At 73.0% G+C, this 16,856-nt stretch carries 18 protein-coding genes; 11 read left to right on the top strand and 7 right to left on the bottom strand.

Features of this window, described 5'->3' with window-relative positions:
* The first annotated feature begins 65 nt into the window (after positions 1-65).
* On the top strand, positions 66-509 hold the full coding sequence (locus tag GPA10_RS20010) for a hypothetical protein (RefSeq protein ID WP_058851628.1): 444 nt from the start codon (positions 66-68) through the stop codon (positions 507-509).
* A gap of 111 nt (positions 510-620) precedes the next feature.
* Here GPA10_RS20010 and GPA10_RS20005 read toward each other — a convergent pair whose 3' ends face one another.
* The gene (locus GPA10_RS20005; protein WP_157166669.1) at positions 621-1,130 is read right to left on the bottom strand and encodes a DUF3574 domain-containing protein; all 510 of its coding nucleotides are present in this window, start codon (positions 1,128-1,130) and stop codon (positions 621-623) included.
* Between the two features lie 276 nt (positions 1,131-1,406).
* Between GPA10_RS20005 and GPA10_RS20000 the strand changes: the two genes are divergently transcribed.
* Entirely contained in the window at positions 1,407-2,420 is a 1,014-nt protein-coding gene (locus GPA10_RS20000) for a phosphatidylinositol-specific phospholipase C domain-containing protein (RefSeq protein ID WP_058852008.1), read from the top strand.
* Between the two features lie 22 nt (positions 2,421-2,442).
* Here the strand turns inward: GPA10_RS20000 and GPA10_RS19995 are convergent, their stop codons facing one another.
* Positions 2,443-3,411 (bottom strand): endonuclease/exonuclease/phosphatase family protein, encoded by a 969-nt coding sequence (locus GPA10_RS19995; RefSeq protein WP_157166668.1) that lies wholly within the window; start codon positions 3,409-3,411, stop codon positions 2,443-2,445.
* 236 nt (positions 3,412-3,647) lie between these two features.
* On the opposite strand from GPA10_RS19995, the gene GPA10_RS19990 reads away from it, so the two are divergent.
* The 4 genes from GPA10_RS19990 (at position 3,648) to GPA10_RS19975 (ending at position 7,630) form a co-directional block, all read left to right on the top strand.
* Positions 3,648-5,033, top strand: a complete 1,386-nt coding sequence (locus GPA10_RS19990; protein WP_157166667.1) for an amidohydrolase — start codon at positions 3,648-3,650, stop codon at positions 5,031-5,033.
* 173 nt (positions 5,034-5,206) lie between these two features.
* On the top strand, positions 5,207-6,373 hold the full coding sequence (locus tag GPA10_RS19985; RefSeq protein ID WP_157166761.1) for a cytochrome P450 family protein: 1,167 nt from the start codon (positions 5,207-5,209) through the stop codon (positions 6,371-6,373).
* A 171-nt stretch (positions 6,374-6,544) separates the two neighbouring features.
* Entirely contained in the window at positions 6,545-7,246 is a 702-nt protein-coding gene (locus GPA10_RS19980; RefSeq protein WP_058851624.1) for a DUF899 domain-containing protein, read from the top strand.
* Between the two features lie 201 nt (positions 7,247-7,447).
* Positions 7,448-7,630, top strand: a complete 183-nt coding sequence (locus GPA10_RS19975) for a hypothetical protein (RefSeq protein WP_157166666.1) — start codon at positions 7,448-7,450, stop codon at positions 7,628-7,630.
* Between the two features lie 188 nt (positions 7,631-7,818).
* Here GPA10_RS19975 and GPA10_RS19970 read toward each other — a convergent pair whose 3' ends face one another.
* Both GPA10_RS19970 and GPA10_RS19965 read right to left on the bottom strand, forming a co-directional pair.
* Positions 7,819-8,217: a hypothetical protein gene (locus GPA10_RS19970; RefSeq protein ID WP_343041121.1), complete on the bottom strand. Its 399-nt coding sequence runs from the start codon at positions 8,215-8,217 to the stop codon at positions 7,819-7,821.
* A gap of 191 nt (positions 8,218-8,408) precedes the next feature.
* Positions 8,409-8,975, bottom strand: coding sequence for an ATP-binding protein (locus GPA10_RS19965; RefSeq protein ID WP_241845506.1), 567 nt, complete (start codon positions 8,973-8,975; stop codon positions 8,409-8,411).
* A gap of 216 nt (positions 8,976-9,191) precedes the next feature.
* On the opposite strand from GPA10_RS19965, the gene GPA10_RS19960 reads away from it, so the two are divergent.
* The 3 genes from GPA10_RS19960 to GPA10_RS19950 all read left to right on the top strand — a co-directional run bounded on the left by GPA10_RS19960 (position 9,192) and on the right by GPA10_RS19950 (position 11,397).
* Positions 9,192-10,052 carry a helix-turn-helix domain-containing protein gene (locus GPA10_RS19960; protein WP_058851620.1) on the top strand — a complete coding sequence of 287 codons (861 nt, stop codon included), beginning with the start codon at positions 9,192-9,194 and terminating at the stop codon, positions 10,050-10,052.
* 102 nt (positions 10,053-10,154) lie between these two features.
* Entirely contained in the window at positions 10,155-10,370 is a 216-nt protein-coding gene (locus tag GPA10_RS19955; protein ID WP_058852006.1) for a DUF397 domain-containing protein, read from the top strand.
* Positions 10,371-10,554: 184 nt separating this feature from the next.
* Positions 10,555-11,397 (top strand): SAM-dependent methyltransferase, encoded by an 843-nt coding sequence (locus tag GPA10_RS19950; protein WP_157166665.1) that lies wholly within the window; start codon positions 10,555-10,557, stop codon positions 11,395-11,397.
* 100 nt (positions 11,398-11,497) lie between these two features.
* On the opposite strand, the gene GPA10_RS19945 is transcribed toward GPA10_RS19950, so the two are convergent.
* Together GPA10_RS19945 and GPA10_RS19940 are read right to left on the bottom strand one after the other, a co-directional pair.
* Complete coding sequence (locus GPA10_RS19945) at positions 11,498-12,988, bottom strand: glutamate synthase subunit beta (protein ID WP_157166664.1); 1,491 nt, start codon at positions 12,986-12,988, stop codon at positions 11,498-11,500.
* A gap of 177 nt (positions 12,989-13,165) precedes the next feature.
* Complete coding sequence (locus GPA10_RS19940) at positions 13,166-13,645, bottom strand: anthrone oxygenase family protein (RefSeq protein ID WP_058851617.1); 480 nt, start codon at positions 13,643-13,645, stop codon at positions 13,166-13,168.
* Between the two features lie 425 nt (positions 13,646-14,070).
* On the opposite strand from GPA10_RS19940, the gene GPA10_RS19935 reads away from it, so the two are divergent.
* Positions 14,071-14,703, top strand: coding sequence for a nucleoside/nucleotide kinase family protein (locus GPA10_RS19935; protein WP_343041120.1), 633 nt, complete (start codon positions 14,071-14,073; stop codon positions 14,701-14,703).
* Between the two features lie 353 nt (positions 14,704-15,056).
* The gene (locus GPA10_RS19930; protein ID WP_157166663.1) at positions 15,057-15,476 is read left to right on the top strand and encodes a CBS domain-containing protein; all 420 of its coding nucleotides are present in this window, start codon (positions 15,057-15,059) and stop codon (positions 15,474-15,476) included.
* Positions 15,477-15,663: 187 nt separating this feature from the next.
* Here the strand turns inward: GPA10_RS19930 and GPA10_RS19925 are convergent, their stop codons facing one another.
* Positions 15,664-16,818 (bottom strand): magnesium and cobalt transport protein CorA, encoded by a 1,155-nt coding sequence (locus GPA10_RS19925; protein ID WP_157166662.1) that lies wholly within the window; start codon positions 16,816-16,818, stop codon positions 15,664-15,666.
* Positions 16,819-16,856: the final 38 nt, after the last annotated feature.

The raw sequence follows: 16,856 nt of genomic DNA, 5'->3' as shown, positions 1-16,856 counted from the left end.
CTCCGGCCGCTACCGTTGGCTCTCCAGAACACGCGAAGAGCACAGGACGTACCCAAGGAGACCCGGTGGACGCAGAGTTGACAGCCCTCGCGGCGGCCGGAGCCACGGCGCTCGTGCAGTCGATGGTGGGGGACGGGTGGACGGCCGCGCGGGAGCGGGTCGTGGGGTTCTTCTCGCGGCGGCGCGCCGCGGGAGCCGCGGGCGCCGCCGGCGGTGAGGACGCCGTCGCCGGTGAACTCGACGAGGCACGGGAGGAGTTGGTGGCGGCCCGGGACGCCGAGGACGCCGACGCCGCCGCCGACGTCCAGGCCGAGTGGCGCAACCGGCTGCGCCGGACCCTGCGGGCCGACCCCGAGGCCGCCGCCGAACTGCGCGCCCTGCTCGCGGAGCTGACCCCCGCCGACGGGTCCGAGGGGTCGGGCGGCGTCGTGCACAACAGCATCAGCGGCGGCGTGCAGCACGGCAACGTCATCCAGGCCCACACGGTGGGCGACGTGCGGCTGGGCTAGCGGGGAGGGACGGAACCGGTGCCCGGTGGGCCGCCCGGGGCGGACGCGGCCCACCCAGGTCGATCCCGGGCGGACGCGGCCCACCCGAGTCGTCCCCTGGCGGACCAGGGGTCAGAAGTCCACCCGTGCCCGGTCGTCCAGGCGCCCCACCGAGTCCTGCGCGAACTGCTTCTCGTAGTCGGAGCGGATCTCCTCGATGAGGACGTCGCGCTTCTTCGCCTCGGCGGTGGGGTAGAGGAGGATCAGTTCGTAGGACCGCTCGCGCTCGATCCTGCCGTTGCTGTCCTTCCACTGGCCCCGGCCCCGCTGGATGGTCAGGCCGTCGGGGAAGCCGGGCGTGACCTCCTTGTCGATGAACCTCATGAACTGCTTGTCCGTCACGTCCGGGCCGCCGTCGGGGCGCTCGGTGCCGAAGAACAGGCGGGTCTCGACGAAGGGCTTGCCGCGGGGCGGCGTGGTGGCCGCGGTCTCCTTGCCCGCCGACGCGGCGGGCCGCCGGTCGGCCGAGCCGGGCTCGTCGCTGTCGAGGGCCGCGTACGCCGTGGGCGCGCCGATCGCGAGGACGGCCGCCGCGGTCGCGAGGGCCAGGCGCGGGCCGGTGAGCGTGAGGGTGAGGGCCATGAGGGGGATGCCGCCTTTCGTGCGGAAGCTCGACGGCCGCTCACAGTAGAGGACCGGGACCACCGCGATCCGCCGCGCCACGAGGCCTGACCGTAAAGCGCCGTCTTCCGTCCCGACACGCGCATCCCCTACGTTTCCCGGTACTTGACGGGTGCGGCGGAGGGGACGACGGTGCGCGAAGTGACGGAACGTGTGACGACGAGGACGCGTACGGCGGCAGCCGTTCGGGGGAGGGCGCGCGCCCTCGCGGCGGCCTGCGCCCTCGCCGCGGGGACCCTGACCGCCGGGGCCCTGGCGACCGCCCCGCCCGCCCTGGCCGACGGCGGCCCCGCGCCCACCGCCGCCGACTCCTCGTACGCCGCCACGACCGGCGTCGGTGTCCACAACGCGTACGAGAAGACGAAGTACCCCTACTTCGCCGACGCCCTGGACTCCGGTGCCGCGATGCTGGAGATCGACGTGTGGACCAACGTCTTCGGCGGCGGCTGGCGCGTCTCGCACAGCAACCCCGTCGGCAACGACAACAACTGCGAGAACGCGCAGCGCCCCCAGGAGCTGCGGACGAAGGCGCGCGACCAGCGGCTCGACGGGTGCCTCGCCGACATGAAGGCCTGGCACGACGCCCACCCCGGCCACCGGCCGATCCTGGTGAAGGTCGAGCTGAAGGACGGCTTCCAGGGCCGGGGCGGCCGCGGCCCCGCCGACCTCGACGCCCTCCTGCGCGCGAAGCTCGGCGACGCCCTGTACCGGCCGGGACAGCTGGCCGCGGGCAGCGCGAACCTCGACGAGGCCGTGCGGGCGAAGGGCTGGCCCGCGCGGTCCGAACTGGCGGGCAAGTTCGTCGTCGAGCTCATCCCCGGCACCGTCGAACAGGGCAACCCGGCCGACACCCTGTGGACCGACCGCGAGTACGCCACGCACCTGCGCGACCTCGCCGCCGCGGGCCGCCTCGGTGACGCCGCCGCCTTCCCCGCCGTCCTCGGCGCCGCCGCCGGTGACCCCCGCACGCGGTACACGGACGCCTCCATCCGGCCCTGGTTCGTCCTGTTCGACGGGTCCGCGTCGACGTACGCGGGCGGCACGGTCGACACCAAGTGGTACGCGGACCGCCGCTATCTCGTCGTCATGACCGACGCCCACGGCGTCGCGCCCGCCATCGACGCCGTCCGGCCGACCGAGGCGCAGGCCCGCGACCGGGTCGCCCTCCTCGCGGGGCGGCACGCCAGCGTCGTGTCGTCGGACTGGTACCCGCTGCCGGGGGTCCTCTCGACGGTCGTGCCGCGCGGCTGACCCCGGGGCCCGGGGCGCGGGGTCAGGTGGGGCGGAACCGTATCCAGACCGGTGCGTGGTCCGAGCCCGCCGCGTCCCTGCGCTGCCGCGGATCGGCGCCCACCGACGGCAGGTCGGGCGCCGCTTCCGCGTCCGGCAGCCCCGTGCCCGCGTCGCCGGTCGCCGTCACCCGGGCGGTGAGGCGATGGCTCAGGAGAATGTGGTCGATCAGTTCGCGGCGGCCGAACTGGATGCGTGAGAAGCGGCGTTCGGCCGGTATCAGCGGCGCCACGTTCCACAGCCGCGTCGCGTCGCCCTTGTCGGGCCTGCCGTACCCCGGCGTGCCGAGTTCGGATCCCGGCGGTCCGACCAGGAGCTGGGTGGTCGCCGCGGCCACCTCGTCGTTGAGGTCGCCGAGGACCGCCACGTCGTGCATGCGCCCGTCGCCGTCCAGGAGCCGGTCGGCGAGCGCGCGCAGCGTCACGGCCTCGGCGGTGCGGCGGAACAGGGCGTACGCCCCCACGCGGGCCCGCTCGCCCTCGTCGCGCGGCTGGAACCGGCCGCCCGGGTACGTCAGGAGCTTCGACTTCAGATGGCAGACCGCGGCGTCCAGGGTGAGGGCACGGCTCGTCACCCGCACGGCGAACAGGCCCCGGCCCGCCGCCCCCACCTGCCGCCCCGAGTCGTCGCCCTGCACCGGCCGCAGCGCCGCCGGGAACGCCGCGACGTCCGCGACCACCTCCGGCTCAAGACGGCTCAGGAAGCCGACCCTGATGCCCCGGTCGTCCGCGTGCTCCGACAGGGCGGTGTGCCAGGTGCCGTCGAGCATCCCCGCGAGATCCGCGAGCGCCGCCGGGTCGCCGACCTCTTGCACGCCGAGCAGGCTCGGGTCGAGGGCGCGCACCGTGCGGGCGAGCGCGGCCAGCTTCGCCTCGTACGCCGCCTTGTCGCGGGGGCCGGACGGGCCGCCGGGACGGTAGAGGTTCTCCAGGTTCCAGGTGCCGAGGAGCATGTGGGCGGCTCCCTACTCTCCCTCAAGGGGTAACGGCGTGCGGACTCCGCCCGCGCGCCGGTGGGCGGCTGCCGTCCGCATGCGGTGGTGCCGGTGATGCGGCAGCGGTGATGCGGTGGTGCGGCAGTGCGGTGGGAAGTCGTCGTCCGCACGCGCTGGACGGCTCCCGCCAGCGTGCCCGGGAATCGCCCGCCGCGACAGGGCGGGGAACGGCGCAGTCCCCGTACCGTGAACGGATGACCGTGCCTGCCGCATCCGGCCCCGCCGACCTCGTCGGCACGGGCCCCGCCGACCTCGTCGTCACGGGCTGCACCGCCCTCGTCCATGACGAAGCCGAACGCGTCGGTTTCGCCGAGGACGCCGCCGTCGTCGTACGCGACGGTGTGATCGACGGCATCACCACCACGGCCGCCGTGTCCGGCCTCGCTGCCGCCGAACGCATCGACGCCCGTGGCCGGGCCCTGCTGCCCGGCCTGATCAACTGCCACACCCACTCCCCGATGGCGGCCCTGCGGGGCATCGCGGAGGACCTGCCGGTGGAGGAGTGGTTCAACGACCACATCTGGCCCATCGAGTCCAACCTGGGCGAGCGCGACGTGGAACTCGGCGCGCGGCTCGCCTGCGCCGAGATGATCCGCGGCGGTGTCACCACCTTCGCCGACCACTACTTCGCCATGGACACCGTCGCCGACGTCGTCGCCGGGACCGGGCTGCGGGCCAGCTTGGGCCAGGCCTACTTCTCCTCCCAGGGGCCCGAGGGGCGCGCGGCCTCCCTGGACTTCGCGCTGCGCCGACGGGGCGACGCCGACGGCCGCGTCACCACCTGTCTGGCCCCGCACGCCCCGTACACCGTCGACGACGCCGACCTCGCCGCCACCGCCGAACTCGCCCGCGCGCACGGCCTGCCCGTGCATCTGCACGCCGCCGAGAGCCGCGCCCAGACCGAGCACAGCCTCGCCCGGCACGGCGTGACCCCCATCGGCGTCCTGCACCGCACCGGCCTGCTCGACACCGACGTGCTGATCGCCCACGGCACCGGCATCGTCGACAGCGACCTGGACCTCCTCGCCGCGGCCGGCGGGCGCGTGGCCGTCGCGACCGCGCCGCGCGGCTATCTGAAGTTCGCCTGGGACCCGACCCCCGTACGGGCCCTCGCCGGCCTCGGCATCCCGGTCGGCCTCGCCACCGACGGCGCGGCCTCCAACAACTCCCTCGACGTCTGGGAGGCGATGGCGCTCACCGCCCTCGTGCAGAAGTCCACGACCGGCGACCCCCGTTGGCTGACGTCCCGGCAGGCGCTGCACCACGCCACCCTGCAGAGCGCCCGCGCCGTCGGCCTCGGCGACCGGATCGGCTCCCTCGCCGTGGGCCGCCGCGCCGACCTCGTCCTCGTCGACCTGACAGGGCCGCACACCCAGCCCGTGCACGACCTCGCCGCGACCCTGGTGCACAGTGCCCGCAGCGCCGACGTCCTGACGACGATCGTCGACGGCCGTGTCCTGATGCGGGACCGCGAACTGCTCACCGTCGACGTACCGGCCGTGGTCGCCGAGTTGGAGGAGCGGCTGCCCGCGCTGGTCGAGCGGGGACACGGAACGCGGATCCAGACGTACGACGGGTGAGGCCGTCCCCGGCCCGGACGGACGACGGACGCGCCAGCTCCCCCTCGCGGCGGCTCCGGCACCCGGCGGCTCCCCCACACGGCCCCGCTTCCTAGGCTGGCCCCATGGCGAACCCCGCGGCTTCCACTCCTCCCGACGCGCTCATGAACGACGCGCTCATGAACGACGGGCTCATGAACGACGGGCTCATGACCGACCCCTACGGCACCTACGCGCGGCTGCGCGAGAGCACCCCGGTGCGGCGCGTCAGCGGGCCCGACGGCAGCCCGGCCTGGCTCGTGACGCGCTACGACGACGTGCGCGCCGCCCTCGCCGACGAGCGGCTCTCGGTGCACAAGAAGCATGCTCTGCCCGGCAGTTACCGCGGTTTCTCACTGCCGCCCGCCCTGGACGCGAACATGCTGAACATGGACCCGCCCGACCACACCCGCATCCGGCGCCTGGTCGTCAAGGCGTTCACCGGGCGGCGCGTCGAGAAGCTGCGTGCGCCCGTGCGGCACACCGCCGACCGGCTCCTCGACGCCGTCGAGCGCGACGGCCACGCCGACCTCGTGGCGGCGTACGCCGAGCCGCTGCCCATCACCACCATCTGCGACCTCCTCGGCGTGCCCGCCACGCACCGGCGCGACTTCACGGACTGGACCGACGCCCTCATCGCCCCCGACCCCGCGCGGCCGCAGCGCGCCAAGGAGGCGGTCGTCGCGATGCTCGGGTTCTACACCGGTCTCGTCGCGGACAAGCGGAAGGCGCCCGGCGACGACCTGCTCTCCGACCTGATCGCCGCCCGCGACGAGGGCGACCGGCTCGGCGAGGACGAGCTGACGTCGCTCGCCTTCCTGCTGCACTTCGCCGGGTACGAGAACGCCGTACAGCTCATCGGCAACTCCGTGCTCGCCCTCCTGACCCACCCCGACCAGCTCGCCGCCCTGCGCGCCGACCCGGCACGCCTCCCCGGCGCCGTCGAGGAGTTCATGCGGTACGACACGTCGGCGGTGTTCTCCATCCGGCGGTTCGCCCGCGAGGACGTCACGATCGGCGGGGTGACCGTGTCCGCGGGGGAGACCGTGTTCCTCGGCCTCGGCTCCGCGGGCCGCGACCCCGGCCGCTTCCCCGACCCGGACCGCCTCGACATCACCCGGGACGCGGGCGGGCACCTCGCGCTCGGCCACGGCATCCACCACTGCGTGGGCGCGCCGCTGGCCCGCCTGGAGCTGACGGTCGCGGTCGGCGCGCTCCTCGAACGCTTCCCGCGGCTCGCGCTCGGCGTGCCGGAGCAGGAGCTGCGGTGGCGTCCCTCGATGCGGTCGCGGGGGCTGCTCGCGCTGCCGGTGGTGTTCTGACCTGCCGCGTCCGCACCGCTGACCTGCCGCGTCCGCCTCGCTGACCTGCCGCGTCCGCCTCGCTGAGAAAAAAATTCAGAAATCCCGTACAGCTCCGATGAGTTCTTGTGAGACATCCGGTCAGCCCTTCCGGGAGCCGCGCACCGCGGTCCGGATCCGGAGGAATGCGCCATGGGACTGCCGCACATCGTCACGCGCGCGGAGTGGCTGGCCGCGCGCGAGAGCCTGCTCGCGAAGGAGAAGGCCGCCACCCGCGCCCGCGACCGGCTGAACGCGGAGCGGCGCGGCCTGCCGATGGTCGAGGTGCCACAGGAGTATCTGTTCGACGGCGCGGACGGCAAGGCGACGCTGCTCGACCTCTTCGAAGGCCGCGACCAGCTGATCACCTATCACTTCATGTTCGCCCCCGAGTGGGACGCGGGCTGCCGCAGCTGCTCGGCGTTCCTCGACCAGATCGGCCATCTCGCGCACCTGCGGGCCCGCGGCACGACCTTCGTCGCCGTCTCGCGCGCCCCGTTCACCCGCATCCTGCCGTTCAAGGCCCGCATGGGCTGGGTCGTGCCGTGGTTCTCGGCGTGCGGCGACGAGTTCAACCGCGACTTCGCCGCGTCGTACACGGACACCGCCGGACGGATCACCGACCGGCCGGGGATCAGCTGCTTCCTGCGCGACGGCGACCAGGTCTTCCACACGTACTCGACGTTCGACCGCGGCCTCGACGGCCTCGGCTCCACCACCAGCCTCCTCGACCTCACCGCCCTCGGCCGCCAGGAGGAGTGGGAGGAACCGAAGGGCCGCGCCTCCGCCCTCGGCGCACCGGCGGGCAGCGACCGGGTGCGGTACCACGACGAGTACGACGAGTACGACTACTGACGCCGGGCACGGCGACCGGAGCTGTCACGCGGCGTGACAATCGCCTCCGTACGGCCCCAACTCGGTGTCGGTTGCGTCACGTTGCGAGTCCTCAGGGGGGTCCTGCGCGTTCTACCCGGTGCAGAGTCGATGTCGACTCGCAGTCGATGTCGACTCGCACACGGGGAACGAGAACGAGAACGTACACGGGGGATCGAGAACATGATGAACGGACGAGTCGTCCTGGAGAGCTTTCCGGCGGGCGGACCGCGCGGATCCTGGCCCGCGGAGGAGTTCGCGCGGGACCGGCGCAGCGAGGGCCAGCGCGCGGAAGTCGTGATGGACCTGTCGACCGACGCGTTTCTGGTGATCGTACGAGGCAAAGCGGATCTGGCTGATTCCTGACGCCCGCCGCAGACGGCGGCACACGGGCATGCGGCTCCACGCGGGCATACCACTCCGCGCGGGCACCCGGCTCCACATGGGCATGCGGCCCCGCACGGGGGAACACGGCGAAGGGCGCCGCGCGGTCGACCGCGCGGCGCCCTTCGGGTGTGGGCAGGGTGTGGCGGCACCCCTGAGGCGTCCCCGGGTCAGGCCCGGACCGCGCTCGCCCACCCCGGCACGGCCCCGGCCATCCGGCACAGGGCCAGGTACAGGGGGATCGGGGGGGTGTACGGGGTGTGGGGGGCGGCGTTCCCGGGGCCCTCGGGGGTCTCCGGGCGGTGCACCAGGACGGGCTCCCGCATCGAGTCCGGCGGCAGCAGGGCCCCCCGCGAGTAGTACGCCGAGGACGGCCACTCCAGGGCCACGTCGGAGTCGGCGGGCACGATCCACCACCAGCGCGGCCCGTCCTCGTACACACAGCCCACGCGGGGGAGCCGTGCGAGCAGATGCGGTCCGAACTCCGCCGGTATGGCCACCGCGTCGCAGCCGAGCGGCTGCTGCATTCCGGCGGGGACGGCGAGCCGTGCCACTGGCTGCACACTCACGACCCGCCGTCCGACCGCCCGCTCCCGCTCTCGCGAGAGCCGTACCAAGGTGTCAAGCTCGAACAGCCGCACTGACCCCGCGCTCACATATCCCCCGGCCGCATCTCTCGTCGCTCTCGTCGCTCTAGTCGTACTGGTCGCACTCGCCTCACCGTCATCCGGCCCGCGAGCCGCCGGTCACCCGGACGGGCTCAGGCGGCGGAGCCGTCGTCCACATCGAAGGCCGCCGCGTCGAACCCGCCTGCCGCGTCGACACCGAAGCTCTCCACTCCGAAGGAGCAAGCCGCCGGATCGGGAGATCTTGGCAGCTCCGCCCACACCGAAAGGCCGGATCCGAAGTCCTGGACACCCCATGCGCTGCTCACGGCGCTCACGAGAAGCAGTCCCCTCCCATGCTCCTCGTCGGGCCCCCTGAGGCCCGGCCGTGGCACTCCCGCGCCGTGACCCTCGTCGCGTATGGCTATCCGCACGGTGTCGGCACCCGTGCAGATCTCGCAGACGACGGTACGGCTTCCGGTGTGCACGATCGCATTGGTGACCAGCTCGGACACGACGAGCGCCGCGATGTCGCAGGCGTCGTCGCCGACCGCGAGGGAACCGAGCCTGTCGCGCGTCAGCCGCCTTGCCCGCGCCACGGAACTCGGCGTCGCGGCGAGGGTGAAGGTGACACAGGGCTCGCCACCGTGCGCCCGGCCCTTGGTGCAGGCACCAAGTCGGCCGCGGGTGGCTTCAGTTCCTAACGATGCGGGCGGAGTCACGCTCTCCACTATCGCCCCGGCGCGAACACCTTGGCAAGGGCCACTCTGAAAAGTGCACAGTGACATGTCCCTTTGAGACGGCGCATGGCACACTTCTCGCAACGCCTCACCAAGCGGCGTGAGTTGGCACGACACGCAGTGAAGAGCGGTTACGCACGGTAACGCGGGTGGTGCACCGGCATGCAGAGAGCGACGCGAAGTGGGTGGAGGTAGGACGTGAGCGAACCGCGGTCGGCGCCGACCGTCGGGCAGGTCGTTCTCGGTCGTCGCCTGCAGGACCTGCGCGAACGGGCCGGCCTGAAGCGCGACGAAGCCGCACGGATACTCCGCGTGGCCCCGGCCACGGTCCGCAGGATGGAGACCGCCGAGGTCGCCCTGAAGATCCCGTACCTCCAGCTGCTGCTGAAGGCGTACGGCGTCACGGACGAAGAGGCGGACGCCTTCGTGCTGCTCGCCGAGGAGGCGAACAAGCCCGGCTGGTGGCAGCGCTTCCACGACATCCTGCCCGGCTGGTTCAGCATGTACGTCAGCCTGGAGGGCGCCGCGAGCCTCATCAGGTCCTACGAGCCGCACTTCGTGCCGGGGCTGCTCCAGACGGAGGACTACGCGCGTGGCGTGCTGCGCTCCGGGGCCATCGGCCAGACCCGGCCCGAGGACATCGAGCGGTATGTGGCGCTGCGCATGGAGCGCCAGGCGCTGCTCGCCCGGGAGGACGCGCCCCGGCTGTGGGTCGTGATGGACGAGACCGCGCTGCGCAGGCCCGTGGGCGAGCCCGAGGTGATGCGCGCCCAGGTCGACCGTCTGCTCGAAGCGGTGGAGCTGCCGCATGTGACGTTGCAGGTCGCGCCGTTCGCGGCGGGCCCGCACCCCGGCACCTTCGGCCCGTTCGTGCTCTTCCGCTTCGCCATGGCGGAGCTGCCGGACATGGTCTACAGCGAGTACCTGACCGGCGCCGTCTATCTGGACGCGCGCACCGAGGTGGCGACCCACCTCGAGGTCATGGACCGCATGGCGGCCCAGGCCGCGACCGCACAACGCACGAAGGAGATCCTCCGGGATGTCCGCAAGGAGCTGTGAATGGACCGAGATCGACACCGTGCGGGCACGGGCCCCGCGTCCCGGCCCGACGCCCGCGCCGATTCCCGGCCGCCGGGGTCCGGATCCCGGGTCTACAACGGCATGCCCGCCCGCGACCTGGGTGTCGAGGGCTGGCACAAGCCTTGGAGCGGCGGCAACGGCGGGAACTGTCTCGAAGCCATGAAGCTCGCCGACGGCCGCGTCGCCGTCCGCCAGTCCTCCGACCCGGACGGACCGGCCCTGATCTACACCGACGGTGAGATCAGGGCGTTCATACAGGGAGCGAAGGCCGGGGAGGCGGACTTTCTGCTCTCGTGACACGTGTGCGTTGTGCGTGGGGCTTGCTGGGTATGACGGTGACGCGCGACGCGGTGACGCGCGGCGCGGTGCCGTGGCGTGATGCGGTGGCGCGCGGTGCGGTGGCGCGCGGCGCAGCGATTCGGTGATGTGGTGATTTGGTTGTTGCTGTTGTTTGGTTGTTGAAGGGGCAAGGGAGCCACTGATGACCGGGACGGAGCAGGCCCAGGACGACCGGGGCGGCTCGGCGTACATCGACACCAGCAAGCCGCATCCCGCGCGGATGTACGACTGGTGGCTCGGCGGCAAGGACAACTATCCCGTCGACGAGGAGATGGGCCGCCAGCTCGTCGCCATGGACCCGCGCATCCCGGCTGTGGCGCGGGCCAACCGCGCGTTCATGCAGCGCGCCACGCGCTGGCTCGCCACCACGGCCGGGATCCGGCAGTTCCTCGACATCGGCACCGGCATCCCCACCGAGCCCAACCTGCACCAGATCGCCCAGGGCGTGGCGCCCGACACCCGTGTCGTCTACTGCGACAACGACCCCATCGTGCTCGCCCACGCCGAGGCGCTGCTGCGGTCGACGCCCGAGGGCGCCACGGAGTACATCCAGGGCGACGCGCGCGACCCGGCGACGATCCTCGCCGAGGCCCGCAAGACCCTCGACTTCACCCGTCCCGTCGCCCTGTCCCTCGTCGCCCTCCTGCACTTCGTCCCCGACGAGGACGGCGCGTACGACGTGGTGCGGGAACTGGTGTCCGCGCTGGCGCCCGGCAGCCATCTGATGCTGTCCCACGGCACCGGCGAGTTCACGCCCGACCGGGCGCGCTCCGCCGGCGACCTCTACAAGGCGCGCTCCATCGACCTCGCGCTGCGCGACCGCGCCGAGGTGGTCCGCTTCTTCGACGGCCTGACCCTGGTGCCGCCCGGGGTGACGGTGGCCGACGAGTGGCACCCGGAGCTCGGCGAGCGCACGCCGCCCGTCGGGGACGGGCCGCTGCCCATCTTCGGCGGGGTCGCCCGCAAGGAGCAGGGGCGGCCGTAGAGCCGCCCGTCAGGCCCGTACGTCAGGCCCGTACGGGGTGGCGGGCGCCCTCCTTTTTGGAGTCCGAGTCCGAGTCCGGTGCTCCGTGCCGCGGGGCCGGTCACGCCCTGAGCGGGCGGGTCGACGCCGTCACGGGCGACGGCAGCGACGTCGCGCCCATGAGATGGCGGTCCACGGCTGCCGCGACCGCGCGGCCCTCAGCGATCGCCCAGACCACCAGGGACTGCCCGCGCCCCGCGTCCCCGGCGGCGTACACCCCCGGCACATCGGTGGCGTACTCCTCGTCCCGGGCCACCGTCCCGTCCCGCGTCACCGCGACGCCGAGCTCCGCGACCGCGCCGCCCGCCGCCACCTCCGGCCCCTCGAAGCCCAGGGCGAGCAGCACCAGGTCGGCCCGCAGCGTCCGCTCCGCCCCCGGCACGGGGCGCCTCCGCGCGTCCACGCCGCCGAGGTGGACGGCCCGTACCCGCCCCGCACCGTCCCCCGAGAACCGCAGGGCCGACGCCGCGAACAGCCGCGCGTCGGCGTCGGGATCCTGCGCGAAGCGCAGCTCACCCGCCTCCTCGTGGGCGGGGGACACCCGGTGCACGGTGGGATACACCGGCCACGGGTCGACGGCCTCGTCGCGCTCCGCGGGCGGGAGCACGCGGATGTCCACCTGCGTCACCGACGCGGCACCCTCCCGTACCGCCGTGCCCAGGCAGTCCGCCCCGGTGTCGCCGCCGCCCACGATCACCACGTGCTTGCCGGCGGCGGAGAGCGGCGAGACGTCGAGGTCGCCCTCGCAGACGCGGTTGGCCGGCGGCAGATACTCCATGGCCTGCACGACCCCCGCCAACGCGCGCCCCGGAACCGGGAGCTCCCGCCACGCCGTGGCCCCGACGGCCAGCACCACCGCGTCGTGGCGGGCCCGCAGCCGCGCGGCACCGATGTCCCGGCCGACCGCCGTCGAGGTACGGAACCTGGTGCCCTCGGCCCGCAGCTGCGCGAGCCTGCGCTCCAGCTGCGCCTTCTCCATCTTGAACGCGGGGATCCCGTACCGCAGCAGCCCGCCCGGCCGGTCGTCCCGCTCGTACACGACGACTGTGTGCCCAGCCCGTGTGAGCTGCTGCGCCGCCGCGAGGCCCGCGGGTCCCGACCCGACGACCCCCACCGACTTCCCGCTGAGGCGCTCCGGCGGGCGCGGTGGCGCGAGGCCGTCCGCCCAGACGCGGTCGGCGACGGCGGCCTCGACGTTCTTGATGGTGACGGCGGGCTGGTTGATGGCGAGCACACAGCCCGCCTCGCACGGCGCCGGGCACAACCGGCCGGTGAACTCGGGGAAGTTGTTCGTGGCGTGCAGCCGCTCGGCGGCGGCGTGCCAGTCGGCGCGCGAGACGAGGTCGTTCCACTCGGGGACGAGGTTCCCCAGCGGGCACGCCTCGTGACAGAAGGGCACCCCGCAGTCCATGCACCGCTCGGCCTGCTGCTCCACGAAGGGCAGCACGCCGCCCGGCACGTACACCTCGTCCCAGTCCTTGACCCGCTCGCCCACCGGCCGCCGCGGCCACTCCCGGCGCGCGTGCCGCATGAATCCCTTGGGGTCGGCCATCGCCGTCTCCCTACGCGTAGGCCGCGTCGCGTCGTCCTTCCGCCACGGTACGTCGGGCATGGGGGACCGGCATGCCGGCATGGGGGACCGGCTTGGCGGAGGGGGTGGGCTCACCCGCAAGGCCGGGGGCGGGCCCCGGGCTCCGGGCTCCGGGCTCCGGGTGTCGGGTGTCGGGTCTCAGGTCAGGCCCAGGATGAAGGAGAAGGCCGCGGCGGTCGCGGCGGCCGTGCGGACGTGGTTCCACGCCGTCCACTCGGCCACGTACGAGCGCCAGTACGCGGCGCCGTCCTCGGACGCCGGGTCCACCTTCGCCAGGGCCTCGTTCCTCGGCACGTTCGCAGCGACGGTCACGCCGAAGCACCCGAACAGATACAGCGCGCAGCCGAGCAGCAGCTCCACCGTGCCCTCGTCCGGCCACAGCACGAACGTCACCACGGCGAGCACCGCGCTCAGGCCCGTCGCCCCCATGAACACGGCCATGAACGCGGGCCTGAGCGCCGCCACGTTGATCGCCTGCATGGCCGCGACGCCCTGGGCGGGCGGCAGGGCGGCGAGCCCCCGCATCACGAAGGCGGAGAAGCCTATGAACACCCCGGCGACGAGGCCACAGGCGACCGCGCCGACCACGGTGAGCACGAAGTAGGGTCCCTCGATCATGGCAACTCCCTGGCTGGATCCGGCCCCGGCCGGACGGGCACCACACCGGTCCCGAACGCTGCGGACCGGACGTGGTCTGGGTGGGGTGGGCTGGGCGACGTGGTCTGGGTGGGGTGGGCTGGGCGACGCGGACTGGATGGGGTGAGCTGGGCGACGCGGACTGGACGAGGTGGGCCGGGCGACGCGGACTGTCTGGGACCAGTCAATGACCACGACGCCCCGGAAGCCATACGCGGAGCCCGCGATCTCATACGCCCGCGTCTCACGGGGAGCCCGGCCCGCTTGCGGTGTCGTCGCCCGACCGCCGTCGCTCCTGCGGTCGCCCCACTGCCGTCGCTTCTGCGGTCACCCCACCGCCGTCGCTCCGACGCCATCGCTCCACGGCCTCCGCGAAGGCTCGGTGAGCGGCGGGGCATCATGGGCCCGTGCGACTCGAAGCGATCACTTGGGAACGGCTCACGGACACCCTCGCCGACCGGCTCGCCGACCTGGAACCGCAGGACGGCTCCTCCTGGCCCCGCGCCGCCTTCGACGGCGCCCCCGCCTCCCGGCCGGGTGACCTCGCCCGGCAGGTGGGCGAGGCGCTGCGCCTGCGGGGACGGCCCTCGCTCGTGGTCGGCACCGAGGGGTTCCTGCGGCCCGCCTCGGTCCGCCTGGAGTACGGGCACGAGGACGTCGAGGCCTACTACAGCGGCTGGTTCGACACCAACGCCCTGTGGCGCGAGGTCTTCGGGCCGCTGGAGGCGGGCGGCACCGGGCGTGTCCTGCCCGACCTGTGGGACCCGCACGCCGACCGCGCCACCCGCACCCCCTACGTCCAACTCCCTCCCGGCGCCGTGCTGCTGCTGCACGGCCCGCTGCTGCTCGGCCACTGGTTCCCCTTCGACCTGACGGTGCACATACGACTGTCACCCGGTGCCCTGCGACGTCGCACACCGGAGACGGAACACTGGACCCTGCCCGCCTTCGACCGCTACGAGACGGAGACCGGGCCCACCACCGCGGCCGATGTCGTCGTCCGCGCCGACGACCCCCGCCACCCGGCCTGGAACGGCTGACCCCCGCAGCCCCACCCACCTGCGAGCTGCGCCCACCCACCTGGAGCTGTGCCCTCCCACCTGGAGCTGTGCCCTCCCACCTGGAGCTGTGCCTCCCGCCTGGAGCTGTGCCTCCCGCCTGCGAAACGTGCCCTCTCGCCTGCGAACCGCGCCCGCCCTCCCCGAGCTGTGCCCTGCCCTCCCCGGGCTGTGCCCTGCCCGCCCACCACCTGTGAGCGGCTGCGCACCGCCCACGGGGCTGCGGGTGCGTCCCGTCGGTACGGCGCCCACAATGGGGGTGCCGGGACCATTGCGGGTGCCGGGACCAGCGGTGCTCCCGCGCCGCGCCGGCCATCCGGCACCGGGAGGTACCCATGACCACCGCCGCAGACATCATGCACCGGGGAGCCCAGTGGATCCCCGCGCACGAGACCCTGGACCGCGCCGCCCAGCTCATGCGCCAACTCGACGTGGGCGCCCTGCCGATCAGCGACGAGAACGAACGGCTGTGCGGCATCCTCACCGACCGCGACATCGTCGTCGGCTGCGTGGCCATGGGACACGACCCCGCCAAGGTCACCGCGGGCGACATGGCCAAGGGCACCCCGCGCTGGGTGGCCGCGGACGCCGATGTCGACGCCGTGCTCGATGAGATGCAGGGACATCAGATCCGCAGGCTGCCCGTGATCGAGAACAAGCGCCTGGTCGGGATGATCAGTGAGGCCGACCTCGCCAAGTACCTCACCGACGAGCAGCTCGCGGGCTGGGTGGAGAGCGTGTACGCACGGTCCTGAACGCGGGGCCCGGACCGAGGCGTGGTCGCTGCGGCCCGGTAGCTGAGTCCGGTCGTCGAGGCCAAGTGGCTGAGTCCGGTCGCCGAGGCCGGGTGGCTCAGCCCGGTCGCCGAGGCCGGGTGGCCGAGCCCGAACGCCGAGGCCGGGTGGCTCAGCCCGAACGCCGAGACCGGGTGGCGCAGCCGGGTCACAGCCAGCCGTTGCGCCGGAAGCCGCGGTACAGCGCGAAGCAACCCGTGGCGATCACCCCCATCACCAGTCCGTAGCCGTACTGCCAGTGCAGTTCGGGCATGTGGTCGAAGTTCATGCCGTACATCCCGCAGATCATCGTGGGGACGGCGACGATCGCGGCCCATGCCGTGATCTTCCGCATGTCCTCGTTCTGCGCGACCGTGACCTGGGCCAGATGTGCCTGGAGGATCGAGTTCAGCAGTTCGTCGAAGGCGGCTATCTGCTCGGTGACCCGCTTGAGGTGGTCGTCCACGTCGCGGAAGTACGCCTGTATCTCGGGGGCGATCAGGCGCATCGGTTTCGCGGCGAGCACCTGGAGGGGGCGGCCCAGCGGCACCACCGCCCGCTTCAGTTCGAGCAGCTCGCGCTTGAGCTGATAGATCCGGCCCGGGTCCACCCCTCGCGCCCCCTCGGGCGCGAACACGTCCGCCTCCACCTGGTCGATGTCGTCCTGCATCGCGTCCGCCACGCCCAGATAGTCGTCCACGACCTGGTCCGCGATGGCGTGCAGCACCGCGGCCGGGCCCTGCGCGAGCTGTTCCGGGGTGCCTTCGAGCTGCTCGCGCAGCGGGCCGAGCGAGCCGTGCCTGCCGTGCCGCACGGTGATCACGAACTCTCTGCCGACGAAGACCATGATCTCGCCGGTGTCCACCACCTCGCTGGTCGCCGTGAGCTGGGCGTGTTCCACATAGCAGACCGTCTTGAACACCGCGAACAGCGTCTGGCCATAGCGCTCGACCTTCGGCCGCTGATGGGCGTGCACCGCGTCCTCGACGGCCAGCGGGTGCAGGTCGAAGAGGTCGGCGATGTCCGCGAACTCCTGCTCCGTGGGTTCGTGCAGTCCGAGCCAGACGAAGCCGTCGTCGCTCTTGCGGATCTGCGTCACGACCTCGACGAGGCTGCCGTCACGGCCCGGCGTCTGACGTACACCCTTGCGATACGTCACGCACTTGACGACGGAGGAGCCGAGCGGCGAGCGGGCGGGGTGGCTCAGGTCGACGCGCGGGCCGCGCCGGGTCAGCCGTGCCACCTTCCGCAGTCCGCGGACGGTCCGCAGATTTCCCACCTTGCGCAGGCCACCGACCTTCCGCAGGTTGTCCGTCATCGACATGTGCAGCTCCTAGCGCTGGACTTGATGACCAAGTCTGC

The organism is Streptomyces typhae (assembly GCF_009755605.1).
GTDB classification, from domain to species: Bacteria; Actinomycetota; Actinomycetes; order Streptomycetales; family Streptomycetaceae; genus Streptomyces; species Streptomyces typhae.
This window is presented reverse-complemented; position numbering and strand designations above follow the sequence as displayed.

Excerpts from the sequence above, each read along its gene's own strand:
- GPA10_RS20005 (WP_157166669.1), bottom strand. The coding sequence starts at position 1,130 with ATGGCCCTCACCCTCACGCTCACCGGCCCGCGCCTGGCCCTCGCGACC.
- GPA10_RS19995 (WP_157166668.1), bottom strand. The coding sequence starts at position 3,411 with ATGCTCCTCGGCACCTGGAACCTGGAGAACCTCTACCGTCCCGGCGGC.
- GPA10_RS19990 (WP_157166667.1), top strand. The coding sequence starts at position 3,648 with ATGACCGTGCCTGCCGCATCCGGCCCCGCCGACCTCGTCGGCACGGGC.
- GPA10_RS19985 (WP_157166761.1), top strand. The coding sequence starts at position 5,207 with ATGAACGACGGGCTCATGACCGACCCCTACGGCACCTACGCGCGGCTG.
- GPA10_RS19980 (WP_058851624.1), top strand. The coding sequence starts at position 6,545 with ATGGGACTGCCGCACATCGTCACGCGCGCGGAGTGGCTGGCCGCGCGC.
- GPA10_RS19975 (WP_157166666.1), top strand. The coding sequence starts at position 7,448 with ATGATGAACGGACGAGTCGTCCTGGAGAGCTTTCCGGCGGGCGGACCG.
- GPA10_RS19955 (WP_058852006.1), top strand. The coding sequence starts at position 10,155 with ATGCCCGCCCGCGACCTGGGTGTCGAGGGCTGGCACAAGCCTTGGAGC.
- GPA10_RS19950 (WP_157166665.1), top strand. The coding sequence starts at position 10,555 with ATGACCGGGACGGAGCAGGCCCAGGACGACCGGGGCGGCTCGGCGTAC.
- GPA10_RS19945 (WP_157166664.1), bottom strand. The coding sequence starts at position 12,988 with ATGGCCGACCCCAAGGGATTCATGCGGCACGCGCGCCGGGAGTGGCCG.
- GPA10_RS19940 (WP_058851617.1), bottom strand. The coding sequence starts at position 13,645 with ATGATCGAGGGACCCTACTTCGTGCTCACCGTGGTCGGCGCGGTCGCC.
- GPA10_RS19930 (WP_157166663.1), top strand. The coding sequence starts at position 15,057 with ATGACCACCGCCGCAGACATCATGCACCGGGGAGCCCAGTGGATCCCC.
- GPA10_RS19925 (WP_157166662.1), bottom strand. The coding sequence starts at position 16,818 with ATGTCGATGACGGACAACCTGCGGAAGGTCGGTGGCCTGCGCAAGGTG.